Consider the following 17,271-nt stretch of genomic DNA (forward strand, 5'->3'; position numbering starts at 1 on the left):
ATTCAAAAAAAAGGTACTCCAAGGAGTACCTTTTTTGATCAAGCATTACCAATATACCAAAGCTCTGTAATAATTCTGTACAAGCCCTTCATTGCTTCCAGCTTATCCTTATCGACCAACATGTTCGACTGTCGTTGGTACTCCTCAACCAACTCCTGTTCCTGGAGTTCAGAAAGCTCAAAGTTAAAAATGATCCCGGCCAGCTCAAACAGTGGATCACTTAACGCAGCATACTCCCAGTCGACTAAAAACAACTGATGTCCAGACAACAAGTTACCTGGAGAGATATCATTATGGCAGCAATGAGATGCCTCGAAATAATCAGCTAATTTTTGTCCTTGCTCAAATAAGACTTGGGAGCGGATAGGATCTGCAGTCTTATTGGCTCGTGATATTTCATAATATTTTGCAAGGTGCGCATTCATATCAAGCTCGGGTAACGATAACTCAGAATGATGCAGCTCACTCAATAAACGACTCAGTTCAATAATTAAATCAGGGTTATTAAAGTGTTGATTAACAGTTGGGCTGGCATAAAGCCAAATCGATACACGGATTTCTTCGTTATCCAATAAACACTTTGGCAACCACTTAGAAAGTGCTGGATTTTCGCTAGCCAGTCTTGCCTGTGATCGATAGTGACCTCCAGGAAGCTGATCAACCTTTGCCTGATCAGCCAGCTGGACAAAGTAGTCTTGGAAAGTAAGGCTTAATTTATAATTCGAATTGGTATCGCCCTGGCGTAATAACTGCCAGTTAGTCTGGTTTGCACAATGACCAGCAGTATCCGGCTGGAGTTGATTTAACAGCTCCACCAGTTGCTGCCAGCAGCTAGTTGAGTATTGCCACCAGTCAGGCGGTTTTCTGTTGTGCATAATGCTTCTTCCACTGTAACCAGCCAACAATGGCCATGACTGTATAAGCCATAAACAAAATTGCAGTTATCAGCAAACCTTTTTCCCAATATAAAAACACTGAAACAAAGTCGATCACAACCCAGTACAACCAGTTTTCCAGCACCTTCTGCGCTAATAGATAAGTCGTAAACACTGCAAACCAGGTTGTGAATGAATCAACATAGGCAAAATCCTGAGTCGTGTAATTATCGAGCAGGTAACCGCTAATAACGACAACAGCTGACAGGCCTACTATCCAAGCCAAATGCACTTTCAATGACCAGCGACTTATGGGCTTCTCGTTCCCTCGTTTACCGGTAAAGCGCCATTGATAAAAGCCATAAACCGCCATCAACAAATAATAGACGTTAAGCAGCGACTCCATGAATAAATTAACGTCATAGAACAAAACCGTGTAGATCGCTGTACTAAAAAAAGCCGCAACCCAACACCAGATATTTTCTTTAATCGCTAACAGAATGTAAGCAATGGCCAAAGCAACCGCCAGCCACTCCCAACCTGAAGTGGCCGCTACTTGCTGGCTAAAAGTTTCAAAGAAGTCACTCATCTGATTTTATTATTCGCTTCTCTATTAATCGGGTCTACTAATCGGGCTTAACATCGCTGTTTAAAAACTTAGCAACAAACACCTGCTTGCCATAGGTCTTAAAGGAGTACTCAACAGTTTCATTAACCACCGCCATCACAGAATCAAAGTCACCAAAAATCTGCGTACTCATGGTATTTACGATAGCCTCAACACGCTGGTCGCCCATCAAACGCTCGACGATATCCTGAATAATCGGCAGGAATTGATCGTCTAGCGGATACAGGCTCAACTCAACTGAAATCTTCATTGCGTCATTCCCTCAATATTTAAAAGCTGTAGGCAGCACGAACACCAACAATTCTTGGTGTACCATACTGGAAATAAGGTTCGGTTTCATAAAACTTTCTTGGATCATTACCGAAGCTACCAAAGCCACGGTTAACAACCGTTTCGTCGGTCAGGTTGCGCCCATAAAATTCTAATAGCCAATGAGTATCTTCATAAGTAAGCGCCAGATGCCACAATTGATAATCGTCAGCTTTAACCTGATGACGATCTGACAAGTAGAACTCGTCCTTAAACTCGGTTTGTAGATTCAAACTCCAGTAATCGCTCAGATAAAAATCAGCGCCCAGCACCCATTGCAACTCTGGCGAGTGCGCCAGCTCGCGACCAGTCAAGTCATAGGGAACCGGAGGGTTAGCGGTTAAGTCTGCCAAGACATGAGTAAAGCTTTGCAAGTTTTCGAACTCAGTTTTTAATATGCCCATCGAACCATAAAAATGCGCCCAATCCAGTGAACGCCAATTCCATTCAACTTCTGCGCCGTAGCTTTTGGCGCCACCAGCGTTGATGTTGTAGTCAGTGAAATTACAGGGGCACTCGCCGCCTTCCTGCAAGGTACGCCCATCTGCCTGCGACGTCACATAAGATTGCTTGGACTGAATGTCATCGCGGTTTTGATAGAACACTGAGGCCTGCAAAGTGAATCCAGCATCAGGCCACATCCCTTTTACACCAAGCTCATGATTAAGCATGTATTCTGAATCGTACTCGCGTTGTGATTCAGGCAGTTCCTGAGCCGTGTTAAAGCCCCCTGCTTTGTAGCCACGCGACAGTAACGCATAAAGCATGGTCTGCTCATTGGCCTGATATTCAAGAGAAACCTTCCCACCCCAGAAATTTTCAGAACGCTCATCAGCAAACGGCTGGTTGTCATTGTAATCCGCAGTCTGACGCTCGTAACGCAACCCGCTCGCAAGAGTCCAGGCATTATTCAATGGAATGTCCAACTGTCCGTACAATGCAGCGTTGCGGGTGTCGTACTGATTTCTAAAATCAACGGGATTAAAAGTGTATTGGCGTAACAGGTCGACCGACTGGTCGCGGAAATATGCGCCGACTACCCACTGATTCGATAAGGTGTCTGTGCTGCCCTGCCCACCAATCAGTTTCATATCCAGGCTAAGATTGCGGTTATCTCTTAAGAAGCGGTCAAATGACGAATACCACCAATCAAAACCCCAGTCATCGCTGTCGCACGGTGTGCCCTCACAAATCCCGGTATGGCTCCAGTCTTCGTCATAAGCATAATCCAGTTCGCTATCGGCAAACGACAAGGTGCTTTGCAACTTGGTGGAGTCCCAAGCCCATTCAGCGATAAAAGAAGCACCGATGGTTTCCTGGCGATCATGTCCCGGCTCATCAGAATAGGTCTGGCGAGTATTATCCAGACTAAAGGCATCGTAGCCATTGTCCACATCGACAAAAATCAGATTAGAGGTTAAGGAAAAACTATCATCCGGCTGATAGACCAGACGTCCTTTCAAGCTCGATTCATCATAATTCTGAGTATCATCGCGCCCAAGGAAAATATTATCGGTATAGCCATCGCTGCGATACTGTCCCACCGCAATACGATAACCCAGGCTGTCAGACAACTGGTCACTACTAATCAAGGAAGCGCTACGACCGCTATAAGACTCAAGGGAAGCTGTAAATTTCAATAGGTCTTCCTCAGGAGCAGCTGACACCATATTAATCAAGCCGGCCAAAGCGTTAGCGCCATACAATGTGCCCTGTGGGCCACGCAGAATCTCAACTTGCTGCGTGTCCAGCATCAAGGCTCCGCCAGCAATACCCGTCATATCAATGCCATCAACAATCAGACCAACCGAATAATTGACCGGCTCAACAAACTCACTACGCTCGCCCACACCACGAATCTGAATAAAACGGCCCCGCGACGCTCCAGTAGCAAAGTTCACATTCGGAGCCAGATTCAAAATATTATCAAGATGATAAGCATTGTTCTTACGAGCTGTCTCACTATCGACCACCGTCACGCTTGACGGTAAAGTCAAAGGACTCTCAGTCAAATGCTCAGCATTGATTACCAAAGTCTCAATGTCGTCATCCATCTGCTCATCAGCAAGCGCCTGCTCATCAGCAAGAGCACCAAGCGACATCGCCAACAGACTGGTCAAAACAAGAGGTTTAAAAGAACGAATAGCGTGTTTCAAAAGACAACTCCACAAATAACTTATGTTTGGGCTATGCGGAGTAACAACAGAAAAGACAGAAACTTGCAGCGGTTAAACTAACCAGACTTAATCCCTGTCGATAAATGGCTTAAGGTCGAGAATAATAAGCCAGAATCCCAAAATGCAATATCTCTGAACTCCCTGTCCCTACGCCGGTATAACCCGGATCAGGTTCTAAGGGTCTGGCGCTCAAGCAATCACAAACAGTAATCGCAATGAGCCTCATCTCAGGCTAAAAGCCACCCCTCGGGAATGCCCGACATTATACACGTCTTAAAAATAAACAGCGAATGGAAAGATATGTGGTGGTAATACAGGTGTTTTGGATGGCCGTAGGGTGCGTCGCGACGCACCGCTCTTGGAGCTATATGTAGATTAACTGGTGCATCTCGACGCAGGTCCTAGCCTAGGAGCACACCCACCATACTGTAACTCTATTGAACACCTAAAGCTTCTTTACATATTTTTATGCTGACCTCATCACTTGTGCAAGCTGGCAAAGTTACAATATCCTTAATATACTGCTTTTCTATGGGAGATTTAGAATCATTCAAGACAAGGGACAAGAAGTCATGTTTTAGAGATGAATCTTTTATTTCACTTATTAAATCCAAAATAGAATACGCATAAGGCACACCTGAATATGGATTCTTATCATTTAAATCAGTTATGCTTACAATTTTATTTACCATAGCAACATCGAGCCTTTCAATGGCATAGGTAAGTGCTTTTTTATTTCCACCATCAATAAGATCAGAGTCAACACCATTCTCTAGTAAGTAATCTGCCAATTCATGATGTTGATAAAATGCAGCCCAATGCAATATTGTCTCACCAAATCTACTATAAGCTTTAAGGTCATCAACTTGTTTTGCAAGTGGCATAACACAATCAAGCTTGTCGTTACTTAACAAATAAAATATCGCATCATGCAACTGACTATCATTAAGATTGCTAGAGCCTTTTTTATTATTCTGAATAACACTTAAGAGGGCTTTATCGTTATTGTTAACACATGAATACACCATCAAGTGATACAGTTCATCGGGACTTAAATCTGTAGTATTTAACCCTTTCTCTAGAGTTTTCCCATCCTTGATATAAACTAGCTCATTAATTGCATCTGGATATTGTGATGCAAGCAGATTGCTCCCTGTGAACAACATCATTGTGAATATAAAAATCTTCATCACCAAACCTCGAAACATACTAACCTCTTTAATTATTGTATTAATTTTACAAGCATAGGACATCCTAGCTCAGGAGCCGCCTACTAATTTATTGGTGCCTCTCGGCGCAGATCCTGCCCTATGGGTACCCTACGAAAAGCTTAATTTTCAATAACGAAATCCCCTAACAGCCCCTCCTTAACATAAACCCTCTTATGAGATGAATCATCATTGGTATAAAAGATAACAACCCAAATTTTAGGTCTTAGCAGATCAAATGATCGTTTTGCGCGAGTATTAATCTTGATATCTTTAATGTTATCGAATTTGCTCTCTAGAAGAACTCTAATTTCTTCCTCTACAACAAGAGTCGGCTCCACCTTCCTATCCTCTATAGGGTAATACTTCTGAGTGACTATGACGCCTGCCGAAAAGGCAACAAAACACACGAAAGTGAGCTTATTCTTTAGGATAAACTTTAAAGTAGTAACGATTAAAAAAGCCAAGCCTACTAAAGAGAATAAGAGGAACGACTCAATAAACATTGTTCCGTGGTCGGTGGAATGAGGAGCGGAAAGGTAAAACAAACCAGCACCAATTAAAAAACTGAGAGCTGACTGCCAAGTAACTTTTAATATAATCTTTGAAATTTGATAATTATCATCCATGAGTGGCTCACCCCTACGTTTTAAGTAAAAATATATCTAGATTTTTATGTGCTTAAAATTATACTAAGCACAAACGAATCCTCATAAACCAGTAGCTTCTTTTAGTTTTTTGTATCTACTTGCATAAATTGCAGCAAATCTTTCATGAGCTTGCATGACTTTATAGCTTTTAGAGTCTTTGGTTATTAGGCTAGTAATATAATCACTTTTGAAGTCTCTCCTCGTCATACCTTCATCAAAACCAGAATAGTAGTTGTGGTGATTTTTAGTAGATTTGAGACTTTCTAATTCCTCGAATTCGATATTAAGAAGTCGTGCGAACACTATTACTCTCTTATAAGTGATAACCTTTTTATCTAAGTAGAAAGTTGTAATCCTGTAATTTAGACAAAAGGATATACACAGCAACCCCGCGACAATAGCAAGTATTAGCTGGCCTGCATTTTCCGAATCGAACTCAGGAAACCAGTATTGTTTAACAATATAAACAGCCCAAACAATTGCAGCCATTAAACCTAAATACCCAATTAAATTGGCAATGTTTGAGGGCTTGTCAGAGATTATTATTTTATTGTTTTCATTTATGTATGAGTAATTCATTTTTTCCCTTATGTAACTTAATGAACCATGTGGTAAGAGTATACTTAAAGTAAAGCTTAACTATCCAATAAGACTAAACCTGTTCTTTTTCTAAGCATATTAAGGTATTCGAAGTATTTTTCCCAAAACCTTCCATGTATATGGAACAGTTTAATTTTTTTACCTGAGTTTAAGACTAGGAAAGAACTAAAACTATGGTTAGGAGAGATATGTTCTCTATTCCTATATTGCCCCCCATAAGAGTGATCATTTCTTACCGACTTAACCCCTATCACCTCCCACATTTTTAAATAAATCGTTCTTGAAAAGACCAGGTGCTTTACAATTATTATACTGTCAGACTTTAGATCGAAATAAACTGTTTTATAGTTGAAACTAAAAAATACAGTCAACGCTATAAGTAAAACTGGATAGAATGCCCATCCCGCATTCTTAGTATCGAATTCAGGGAGCCAGTACTGATATACGATGTAGGCTAACCATAGAAAAGCAAAAATCAATAATAAAGAACCTATGACTCTACCTTTTAAGCTAGGTTTATTACTTATTGTTATCACATCATTTTTGTCTGAAAATTTATAAGTCATTTCTTTTATTACTTATTAGAGTTATTTAGCAGCAATCCATCAATCTACTGCTTTTAAAGCACGAATTGAAGCTTAGATTAAACTTTCGTTAATTGTCTTTTATTATAGCTCGAATACCTTAGCTTGAGCTTATAGTCCAGTAACCACTTTCAATTCGTTCAAGTACTTAACATACTTTTCACCATAAGTTCCATGGGCCTGAAATAATTTAATCCTCTGCCCATTTTCAAGAACTAGATAACTAATAAAGCTATGATTAGGTTGCAAATGCTCTCTATTCCTGTAGTTTCCACCATAAGTATGGTCAGCCCTAATTGAAGATATTTCTTGTACTTCTGAAAAGCTAAAATGCAGTTTTTTTTGAAAAACCCGCGTGAGTTCAAGAGTGATTCGTTTTTTTTGCACATCTACGATTATAGTTTTATAAGTAAAACAAAAGTAGCAAGTAAGAAGTATCAGGACAATAGGAAAGATTGCAGCCCCCGCATTATCCCTGTCGAAATCAGGAAACCAATAAGCATATAAGATGTAACCAAGCCATAAAATCGACAGCAGTATAAGCAGCTTCCCTATCAGGCTACCTGTAGGGGTGACTTTATTGCTAAGTCGAACAATATTATTTTCGTGAGAATATGTATAATTCATTCTTGTTTATTTAAGTAAAAAGATGTTAAACATTTTAAAGCGTGTTCAGAAAGCACCTACCCTACTTCTAAAATATCAATTTGTCACGCAGCACTTAAATCAAGCTTATACAAATTACTTCGCCTTAATGTTCTCTTCACTTGCTATTTATCATAATTACTCCGCATGGATAACCAGACTATAAGTTATTTGAACACGACTTCTTTATCCCTCTAATAAAAGTTATACTTCTGCCAACTTGTTGAATATACGAATGTCTCCCCTTACGCGGGATTGGCAAAGATTGAGCAATCTATGAAGAAGAAAAAAGTTTATATCGCTTATACCGGCGGTACAATTGGGATGAAGCCTAGTGATAAGGGTTTTGTGCCGCAGGAGGGTTTTCTGGAGAATACTCTAGCGAGCTTTCATGAGTTTAAGCATCCGGATATGCCGGAGATTACGATTCGTGATTACGCGGAGCCAATTGATTCAGCAAATATGACTCCTGAGGATTGGTATCTGATTGCGCAGGATATTCAGGGCAATTACGACGATTACGATGGCTTTGTGGTGTTGCATGGCACCGATACCATGGCTTATACGGCGTCAGCTTTGTCATTTATGCTTGAGGGTTTGCAGAAGCCTGTGATTCTGACCGGGTCGCAAATTCCTTTGACGCAACTACGCACCGATGCGCGCGATAACCTGATTAATGCAGTGTATCTGGCGGCTAACCACCCTATTCCTGAAGTCTGTTTGTTTTTCCATGATCATCTGCATCGCGGCAATCGTTGCAGCAAAACCGATGCCGATGGTTTCGCAGCATTTTCGTCACCGAACATGCCACCGCTGGCCAGTATCGGCAGCACCATTAAAGTGCGCGAGCATTTAATCTTTAAGCAAAACAAACCAGGGCTGAATGTCCAAAAGTTCAGCTCGCCCAAGATTGCGATACTGACTCTTTTCCCTGGTATTTCTGCTGATTTGGTAAAAGGCTTCTTAAGCCAACCACTGGATGGGGTTGTGTTGCAGTCTTATGGCTCAGGCAATGCACCGATTAAGAATCAGGCTTTGATGGACGCTATTCGCGAAGCCTGCGCCAATGGCCAGGTGATCGTTAACTGCACCCAATGCTTAAAAGGCAGCGTTAACATGGCGACCTATGAAACCGGCAACTTGTTGATGGATGCTGGCGTGATTTCGGGTTATGACATGACCACCGAAGCGGCACTGGCAAAGTTGTATTATTTGTTTAGCCGCGGATTGGATAGGCAGACGATTCGAGAAAAGATGATGGATAATTTACGGGGGGAGTTAACAATCCCTCAATAAACAAAAAGCTCCCGAGGGAGCTTTTTTTATGCGCTTTCTTCTAAACTACAAATACTCTTTCAAATACTCGTAGTTCGGCGTTAATTGACCTTTGTAGACGATGACTGCATCGGCAAGGTCTTCGGGTAAGCCACATTCCGCGAATGGTTTACTCAAATCCATTTGCATGATTTGCGGTGCGTAGGTGGTTAACGCTTTGGAAAAGTCATTGGAAGCATCAATCGGTAGTTCACACGGCAAGTTATCAATGGACATGACGGTGACGCCTTCCCAGCTGATGCCGTCTTTGCTTTCGTCGGTGTCGGCGTTGTAGGTAAAAGCTGGGTTGTCGATGTCGGAAGCTTTAGTAGTGCATTCGAGGCTGCCGTTAATGTCGCAGCTGATATCGCCAATCACTAATGGCAGTTTATCTTTGTTTTGCTGCATACGGTCTTTGGTCAGGTGTTTTGGGTACATCTCTTCCCAGTATGGGGTTTGCAGCAGGATGTTAAACTTACCCAAGACTTTGTCGAATGTACTTTCATACAACTCGGTACCCTTGGCAACGAATTCTTTCATGTTGAATTCGCCACCGTCTTTGCGACGGTTAATATGGCGGCTGCTCAAGACAGCATAGAAGCTACCTTCAGGTAAGTTACCTGCCAAAAAGTCTTTGGCACTGACCTTTGGCAAGCCTAACCATTCACACACCTCAATTGACCCTTTACCAACTTTGCCCGTTCCCACCACCAGTGCACGAATAGGTTCACCTTTGGAAAGGTCAATTCCTTCAAGGGTTTCTTTCAGATGTTCTACCGTTCCATAGTTATAGGTCATTTTGAGATCAGACAAGGGTGTGGTTAAGCCTTTCTGCGCCAACTTCTCACCCAAAATTGAAAAGCTATCCACTGCACCAGCAATACCGGCGTAACGACCAAACGCAATGGTTCTTTGCCCAGTAGCGGGATCGACGATTGGCTCATAGTCAAATAGCGTTGCTTCTTCATCCAGAAACTTCTTCAACAACGGCATGTTGTAGTCCTGACCTTTGATAGTGTGCGAAAAGGCTAAGTGCACCTGACCGTGTTTGATGGAATCAACGGGAGGCTCTTTGATGCCTAAAACGAATTCTGCTTGATCTGGTGAAGATGGATAGATGGCGCCGGCGGCTTGGTATTCTTGGTCTGGAAAGATGCGGATATCGCAGGGTTCTAATTCAATGGAGAGGCCTTGTTCGGTTAATGTTTTTACGGCCTTTGGTGTTAAAGGGGCTCGTTTCTCCCACTTGTTCTTATGTTCTTTTCGAATAATCGTTTTAAGCATAACTACCCTATTTTGCTGTAATTTTTTGAAATATTTAGACTGACGACTAAAGTACAGTGCCCTAACCCAGGCTAGTCGTCGGCGTTGTCTGATTGATCCACATCAATCGTCTTTGAATCAATCAGATGCCCTTGTTGGCGTAATCGATCGTTTGCGGACTGTCCTTCAAACTCACTGCGTATTTTTTTGCCGGTCTGGATTTCACCTGAAGCAGAAATAGTAAAAGGCTCATCGCTAGCATTGTGGCGTGCGTTATAAAGCATAATCGCCTGCATGCAGTTTTCGCGCTGTGCTTCTGAAACTGCGCTGCCATCGGGCCACTTGCCCGTTTCAACGGCTTCAGTAAAACGCTCAATGAGGTCGGGTGTTAATGAATCAACCAGTTGACTGTAATCAATTGACACGACAAAAGTCTCCACAACCAATGTTGTCTGAAACAAAATTGGGCGCAATTATCCTCGATTTTGTTATGAGTTGCCAGTATCAAAAAGTATCAGCACTAACCTATTGTTTTTCGTGCATTTCCTTTTCTATTTCTTGTAACTGCTTACGAATGAGCACGATATTGTTCAAAATATGAGCTTCTGTCTTTTGACTGCGTTCCATCGCTTTCTTCTGTTCCTTCACTTCATCGAGATTATTCAGCACTAAAGCGATAAACAAGTTAATGATGATGAAGGTACCAATTACGATAAAACTGACATAAAACATCCAAGCCCAGGTGTGATTGGCTAAATCGAGGTACATAACCTGTGTCCAGCCCTCAAGGGTCACAATGCGGAACAAGGTCAACATGGAGGTTCCAAGATCGCCCCAGAATTGAGGGTTTGTTTCATGGAATAAATTAAAGCCCGCGACAGCATAGATGTAGAAGAGAACTAGCATCAGCACCACCACATGGAACATAGAGGGGATGGTTTTGATTAACGTTGAAACAATAAGGCGCAGCTCTGGCAAGACTGAAATTAAACGGGCTACCCGTAAAAGACGTAGCAAACGACCTATCACAGCAAATTGCCCGGTCATTGGTATCAATGCGACAACAACAATCGAAAAATCAAAGACATTCCAGCCATCTTTAAAATATTTCTTAATATCTGGGGCGCATGCGTAAAGCTTGAGAACGACCTCTATAACGAAAATACCAAGAATCACTGCATGGGCTGTTTCAATCCAACTGACATGAGTTTGCGAAAGCGCCCTACTGGTTTCGAGCCCGATTAAAATACCGCTTAAAACAATTACAGAAATAATAAAGCGTTCGAACCATTTATTGTGTACTAAAGCAATTACCCTTGCGTGCATAGTTTTTGTCTTTTTCTTGGAATCATGACTGACAGGCGAAATTACCAGTAAATAAGGGTTCAGGCAACGACTAAAATGTAACGACAGCTTGCCACACATCGGCTTCAAGCAAGAACAGGCCTATTTATTCGAAACAATTTATAGAAATTGGCTATCAGAAGTAAAACCTGTCAGCCTTTTATACAAAATTTATAGATCTTTTGTATAAATGTGATAGAGTTAACCAATTGCGAACCATTTGGTTCACGTTTGGGGCTAGACTCGTATCACAGGGCACTTATGTCGCTTAAGGTAAAAATTCCTGCTGACTCATTACAGCTAGGCATGTATGTCGTTGAACTCGACAGGCCTTGGCTTGATGTGCCTTTGATGTTCCAGAAGTTCATGATCAAGCGCGAAGTCGAGCTCAAAACCCTCAAAGAATACTGCCAATACGTCTATATTGAAGTCGATGAGCAGTTCTGGTCGTTACAGAAAGACAAGCTCAAAGCTAAAGCGAAGACTGCCCCTCTTCCTGAAAATACCCCATTACATCACGAGTTGAAGCGTGCTCACGGTACTTACGAAGCAGCGCGCGAAGAAGCCATTAACTTATTTGAGCTAGCGAAAATGGGGATGAAGCTGGATATTTCCCATACGCGTCGAATCATTCAGAGCTGCATGATCAGCGTCATGTCCAATGCCAATGCTTTATTCTGGTTAACTCGTATCAAGGACAAAAGCCAATTTACTGCTGAACACAGCGTTCGAGTAGCCATTCTTGCCATTGCGTTAGGAAAGTACCTTAAGCTAGATGAGCAACAGCTAGAACTACTTGGCTTATGTGGTATGTTGCACGACCTGGGTAAAACTCAGATCCCGGAAGAGATTGTTGATAAGCCTTGCCAGCTGACTGAAGTTGAATTGCGTGTCATGCAGAAGCACACCATTTTGGGTTATGAGCTGGTCAATTCCGATCATTCAATCAACTCGACCGTTAAAGATGTCATCAAAAATCATCATGCTCATATTGATGGCACTGGTTACCCTAAACTACCCGCGGAACAGATTAGCTTCTATTGTCGCATCATCAGTATTGTTGATGCTTACGACACCATGACCAGTGATACCTGCTATAGCCGAAGCAGCTCTGCACGAGATGCTCTAAAGGAACTGTTTAACCAGCGCAATAAGCAGTTTGATGGCGAACTTGTTGAAGCCTTTATTCGTATGCTTGGAATCTATCCTCCAGGCACTCTAGTTGAAATGAGCAATGGCGAAGTCGGTATTGTGATTTCAACGCACCCTGAGAAAAAATTAAAACCGAAAGTCGAACTGGTTCGTGATAGCGAAGGAAAACTTCGTAAGTCACTGATTATCGATCTTAGCAAGTCACCTTCTGACAAGTCAGGTATGCGCTACTCAATTAAGCGTCCTTTAGCTGATGGTGCCATGGGCTTTGACATGCGAAGCTATATCCAGCAAACACATCATATTCAATCGAATAATCAGCGTTAATTCTTAACGATCTATTTCTGCACATAATATTGACGTTCAGCCCAATACACTCCCCTGCTTTGCAAATTGACGCCTAAGCGCTTGATTTATAAATCTCAGCGCAAGACAATGAGCCTTCATAACAATAACTCTTGTAACGGAACGCAACGGGAATTTTCATGACTCCAGATTTAGCATTAACCTTATCCGCAGTTTTGGCCATCGGAATTGGTGCTCAGTGGCTGGCCTGGTATTTAAAGCAGCCCTCAATTCTCTTCCTGTTGCTAATAGGTATTATCATTGGTCCCGTGCTTGGATGGTTTAATCCCGATCAGGCTATGGGTGATCTGCTTTTCCCCTTTATCTCGCTTGGTGTTGCAGTCATTCTTTTTGAAGGCTCTTTGACGCTTGAATTCCATGAGGTCAAAAGCCATGGGCGTGTGGTTCAGATGCTGGTTTCAGTTGGAGTTCTGATAACCATTGCAATCGCTGGCGCCGCAGCTTACTTCCTTTTCGATATGCACCCGCTGATTGCTTTACTGTTCGGTGCGCTTGTTTGCGTTACTGGGCCAACCGTTATTATTCCAATTCTGCGGAACCTACGCGCTAATCGTAATATCAGTAATGTCCTGCGCTGGGAAGGTATCATCATTGATCCAATTGGCGCTATCGCCGTGGTACTTGTCTATGAATACATCATATCTGGTGGTTCAGGTGAAAATGCCCTGTTGCTATTCGGTAAGATATTATTGGTGGGAGCAGTATTGGGATTGGCTGGTGCGGCTCTACTTGCCACGCTGCTAAAAAAACATTGGGTCCCAGAATATTTACGTAATATTTTTACGCTTGCATTCGTGCTACTGGTGTTTTCAGTTTCGAATCATATAGAGCATGAATCAGGGCTGTTAACCGTCACTATTTTAGGTGTCGCCCTGGCAAACTGGCCAAAGTTTCCCAAAGACGACATTCTCGATTTCAAAGAATCATTATCCATTCTTCTTATTTCAGTATTATTTATCGTACTTGCAGCGAGACTGGATCTGGCCAGCGTGGAACAGATTGGCTACACCAGCTTAATTCTACTAGCTATCATCATGTTTGTGGCCCGCCCGCTCGGAGTGTGGGTCTCAAGCATCGGCTCAAAGCTAAAAACCAATGAGAAGTTGATGATCAGCTGGATTGGCCCTAGAGGTATTGTTGCGGCTGCTATCTCATCATTATTTGCTATCCGCCTGGAAGAATTTGGGCTGGCAGGAACAGAGTTCTTAGTACCTTTGGTGTTTATCATTATTATTGGTACTGTATTGACGCAAAGCCTGACCGCGGCATTTGTTGGCAACTTGCTGGGTGTAAGAGAGCCATCGAATAATGGCGTATTAATCATTGGTAGTAACCCGGTGGCTTTAACTGTTGCCAAAGCTCTAAAAGATCACAATGTTGATGTTTTGATGGCTCATAACAATTACAGCAATATTGCCAAAGCCCGGATGGAAGGTATTCGAGTATATTTTGGTAACCCTATATCCGAGCATGCTGATAGAAACCTGGATTTGATAGGTTTTGGTCATGTGTTTGCCATGAGTATGGATCAGGAGTTAAACAGTTTAAGTGAGCTTAATTTCAGGCACACATTTGGCAAGCAAAACATCTATCGTTTACGCTCAGCAAAAGATAAGAACAAAAACAATCGTCAGGAAAAAGATGAGTACTATCAATCTCCTTGGTTGTTTGGTGAGTCAGTCACGTATGGGCAACTGGCCAGCATGATTGCCAAAAATGCGAAAATTAAGGTAACCAACATAACTGAAAGTTATAATTTTGAGCAGTATCAAAATGATAACCCTAATTATGTAGCGCTGTTTATGATTGATAAGAATGAAACCATGAAGGTCTTTTCATCAGAAACTGAAGGCAAAAATATCAAAGAAGGAACAAAGATCATTTCTATGATTATGGATTCAGAAGATCCAAAAGGCGAGCGCCCCACTCCCTCTGGTGAGCAGAAAGAACAGTTCCAGAAACTGGCTCAGAAAGAAAAAGGAATGAGTTAACTAGAGAAACGCTGGCTAGAGTAATTGAGTAACTTCAAGCCAGCGTTAATTTTTTGTATATTTTGACTCAACTTTTGACTTAACTTTCGATAGAAGAATTAATTGAGATAATTTTATCTTCAACTGATTTGTCCAAGGCCTGGTTTAAAATTACTTTTAAGCTTTTTCTATCAGGTATACTCTGAATAGATACCCAGCAGTCTCGTTGCTTGTGCTTACCATAATAAAGAGCCTGGTCTGCTAGAAGAACCAGTTTATTCCAAGAAATATCCTCTTCTTTATTGTACAGACAAGGATAAGCTACTGAACCAATCGTTGCAGTCAAGTCAATCGTTTGATTACTTCCTATGTTATAAGGTAATTCAGTAATTGCCTTACGTAGCCGTTGGGCTAAAACATTCAGTCCATCAAGATTCTCAAGCCGAGCCACTAGCAAAAACTCTTCACCACCCCACCTGACAAAAAGATCAGTTTCGCGGATAGCTTCGTTAATTCGACGAGTAAACTCGATCAGAACCGTATCTCCCACTTCATGCCCATAGGTATCATTGATTCTTTTAAAATGATCGATATCGAGTAAATAAATTCCTAATGCTTCTTGACCACCCTTAGCTCGAGAACGCTTAATAAAACTAAATTCTCTACCAATATTCTGCTCAAGGAATCTTCTGTTTTTTAATCCTGTAAGAACATCAATGACACTGAGTTCTTCGAACTGCTCTGCAAGCCTTCTTTTTTGGCGTAAACGAATAACAGTAATGAGAACTAGCAATAGCAAAGCCAGCACAGCAGCTATCATAAAACGGATTTGCCCTTCGCGTTGTTCTTGCTGAGCTGTCTTTAGAGCAATTTCTTTTTCCAGTAACTCATTACGTAAACGCGATTCCTGCTGTTGTCTATGCAGCTCAGCAGTTGATGCAACTGAAGTAGAGCTCTGTTTAATCTGACTTTCCAGTTTGTCCTCAAATAATTTATAGAATTGCTCCATCCCAGCGTATCGAATGCCATCATCTTCCAGGTTGGAAATCCGCTTATATACGTCAATCTTTACCTCAAGTGGCACATTCTCATGGAGAGGTAAACAGACATCAAAATCAACGGGCTGGCCAAGTTTGTATCTAACTAGTGTTTGATAACAATAGAGATAAGAAAACTCACTGTTGTTCACATCAGGCTCGTCATATGAACGAGCAAGAAAACGCTGAGCTTCCTGTTCACGACCGAGTTCAACTGCTGACAAGGCTGAAAAAAGTAACGATGACATTCGAAGGTGCGGAATAGAGGTTTTTGAATTGTTTACTATAGTGAACCACTCAAGTGCTTTTTCGTAATCATAGACATGTAGAGCATAAGCAACACCGATATTAAATTGAGGAATGATGATGGTATTCGGAATATCTCCAGTTCTACCCTCTTCCTTTAGCTTATCCTTTGTTCGCTCAATTGATTTTTTTAGCAGTTCAATTCCTTTATGCACATACTCTTCATCTCCATGAATGATGTACAAGGTGGCTGTGTTTACCATGGCGTCATTCAATGCATAAAATTCTAAATGCTCTCCCATAGATAAAGCTTCTTCATAACTTTTAAATGCTAGCTCAATATCACCATGTCCAGACTGATACCAGCCCATAGAGTTAAGAGTTTGAGCAACCATTTCTTTGTTGTCGGCTTCCATGGCATCCTGATAGAGCCCTAGTAGTTTATCAAGACGATTGTCATAACTGATATCACTGACCTGGATGCAGGCAAAACGGTATCTCAAATCGAACGATAAAGGGGGATTTTTTTGGCAAGCTTCTTGAGCTTCCATGTTTCTATAATTAAAGAAATGCTCGAAAGCTAAAGCTCTTTGATAGTTATAGTTTTGGACGGGAGTTGCGGCTTGGTCAATTTGGGTATTAAGCCAGTCCAGCCGAGCTTCTGGTGATAATTGATCGTAAAATTCGGGAAATGGTTCAAGCTGCTGAAGGTCTTCAAGGGTTATTCCTTCATCATTATTTTCAGCTTCAAGTTTAACTTCAGCTTCTGCTGCAATTACATTTTGTGTAGCTGCAAATATCAACCCAAGGGCTATTACAGCAAGCACCATACGAAGACATCTTAAGAGCATCGTCATAATTTATTATTTATCCCCATGGCCTAACTTGATTGTAACAACCTTA

General features: G+C 41.7%; 15 protein-coding genes and 1 riboswitch. Of the genes, 3 read left to right on the forward strand and 12 right to left on the reverse strand.

The window, feature by feature from the left end; all coding sequences use genetic code 11:
* Positions 1-38 precede the first annotated feature (38 nt).
* From B158_RS0108920 to B158_RS0108960, 8 genes are all read right to left on the reverse strand, one after another.
* Positions 39-875, reverse strand: coding sequence for a phosphotransferase (locus B158_RS0108920; protein WP_018625030.1), 837 nt, complete (start codon positions 873-875; stop codon positions 39-41).
* Positions 853-1,464, reverse strand: coding sequence for a nicotinamide riboside transporter PnuC (gene pnuC, locus B158_RS0108925; protein ID WP_018625031.1), 612 nt, complete (start codon positions 1,462-1,464; stop codon positions 853-855). Before pnuC ends, B158_RS0108920 begins: the two co-directional genes overlap by 23 nt.
* 37 nt (positions 1,465-1,501) lie before the next feature.
* Positions 1,502-1,753 carry a thiamine-binding protein gene (locus B158_RS0108930; RefSeq protein ID WP_018625032.1) on the reverse strand — a complete coding sequence of 84 codons (252 nt, stop codon included), beginning with the start codon at positions 1,751-1,753 and terminating at the stop codon, positions 1,502-1,504.
* Between the two features lie 19 nt (positions 1,754-1,772).
* Positions 1,773-3,968, reverse strand: coding sequence for a TonB-dependent receptor (locus B158_RS0108935; RefSeq protein WP_018625033.1), 2,196 nt, complete (start codon positions 3,966-3,968; stop codon positions 1,773-1,775).
* A gap of 147 nt (positions 3,969-4,115) precedes the next feature.
* Positions 4,116-4,246: riboswitch (TPP riboswitch) on the reverse strand.
* A gap of 177 nt (positions 4,247-4,423) precedes the next feature.
* Positions 4,424-5,179: an ankyrin repeat domain-containing protein gene (locus tag B158_RS0108940; RefSeq protein WP_169334652.1), complete on the reverse strand. Its 756-nt coding sequence runs from the start codon at positions 5,177-5,179 to the stop codon at positions 4,424-4,426.
* A 140-nt stretch (positions 5,180-5,319) separates the two neighbouring features.
* Positions 5,320-5,826: a hypothetical protein gene (locus tag B158_RS0108945; protein WP_018625035.1), complete on the reverse strand. Its 507-nt coding sequence runs from the start codon at positions 5,824-5,826 to the stop codon at positions 5,320-5,322.
* An 81-nt stretch (positions 5,827-5,907) separates the two neighbouring features.
* Positions 5,908-6,426: a hypothetical protein gene (locus B158_RS0108950; protein WP_018625036.1), complete on the reverse strand. Its 519-nt coding sequence runs from the start codon at positions 6,424-6,426 to the stop codon at positions 5,908-5,910.
* Between the two features lie 716 nt (positions 6,427-7,142).
* Entirely contained in the window at positions 7,143-7,658 is a 516-nt protein-coding gene (locus tag B158_RS0108960; RefSeq protein ID WP_018625038.1) for a hypothetical protein, read from the reverse strand.
* A gap of 294 nt (positions 7,659-7,952) precedes the next feature.
* On the opposite strand from B158_RS0108960, the gene ansA reads away from it, so the two are divergent.
* Positions 7,953-8,972 (forward strand): asparaginase, encoded by a 1,020-nt coding sequence (gene ansA, locus B158_RS0108965; RefSeq protein WP_018625039.1) that lies wholly within the window; start codon positions 7,953-7,955, stop codon positions 8,970-8,972.
* A 45-nt stretch (positions 8,973-9,017) separates the two neighbouring features.
* Here the strand turns inward: ansA and B158_RS0108970 are convergent, their stop codons facing one another.
* From B158_RS0108970 to B158_RS0108980, 3 genes are all read right to left on the reverse strand, one after another.
* The gene (locus B158_RS0108970) at positions 9,018-10,274 is read right to left on the reverse strand and encodes a bifunctional lysine ketoglutarate reductase /saccharopine dehydrogenase family protein (RefSeq protein ID WP_018625040.1); all 1,257 of its coding nucleotides are present in this window, start codon (positions 10,272-10,274) and stop codon (positions 9,018-9,020) included.
* A gap of 71 nt (positions 10,275-10,345) precedes the next feature.
* Entirely contained in the window at positions 10,346-10,678 is a 333-nt protein-coding gene (locus B158_RS13240) for a YeaC family protein (RefSeq protein ID WP_156823062.1), read from the reverse strand.
* A gap of 100 nt (positions 10,679-10,778) precedes the next feature.
* Positions 10,779-11,579 carry an ion transporter gene (locus B158_RS0108980; protein ID WP_018625042.1) on the reverse strand — a complete coding sequence of 267 codons (801 nt, stop codon included), beginning with the start codon at positions 11,577-11,579 and terminating at the stop codon, positions 10,779-10,781.
* Between the two features lie 279 nt (positions 11,580-11,858).
* On the opposite strand from B158_RS0108980, the gene B158_RS0108985 reads away from it, so the two are divergent.
* A complete protein-coding gene (locus tag B158_RS0108985; RefSeq protein ID WP_018625043.1) occupies positions 11,859-13,076 on the forward strand; it encodes an HD-GYP domain-containing protein in 1,218 nt (405 codons plus the stop codon).
* Between the two features lie 158 nt (positions 13,077-13,234).
* The gene (locus tag B158_RS0108990) at positions 13,235-15,106 is read left to right on the forward strand and encodes a cation:proton antiporter (RefSeq protein ID WP_018625044.1); all 1,872 of its coding nucleotides are present in this window, start codon (positions 13,235-13,237) and stop codon (positions 15,104-15,106) included.
* 79 nt (positions 15,107-15,185) lie between these two features.
* Here B158_RS0108990 and B158_RS0108995 read toward each other — a convergent pair whose 3' ends face one another.
* Positions 15,186-17,225 carry a GGDEF domain-containing protein gene (locus B158_RS0108995; protein WP_228127083.1) on the reverse strand — a complete coding sequence of 680 codons (2,040 nt, stop codon included), beginning with the start codon at positions 17,223-17,225 and terminating at the stop codon, positions 15,186-15,188.
* Positions 17,226-17,271: the final 46 nt, after the last annotated feature.

Origin of the sequence: Kangiella aquimarina DSM 16071 (assembly GCF_000374105.1) — a bacterium.
GTDB classification, from domain to species: Bacteria; Pseudomonadota; Gammaproteobacteria; order Enterobacterales; family Kangiellaceae; genus Kangiella; species Kangiella aquimarina.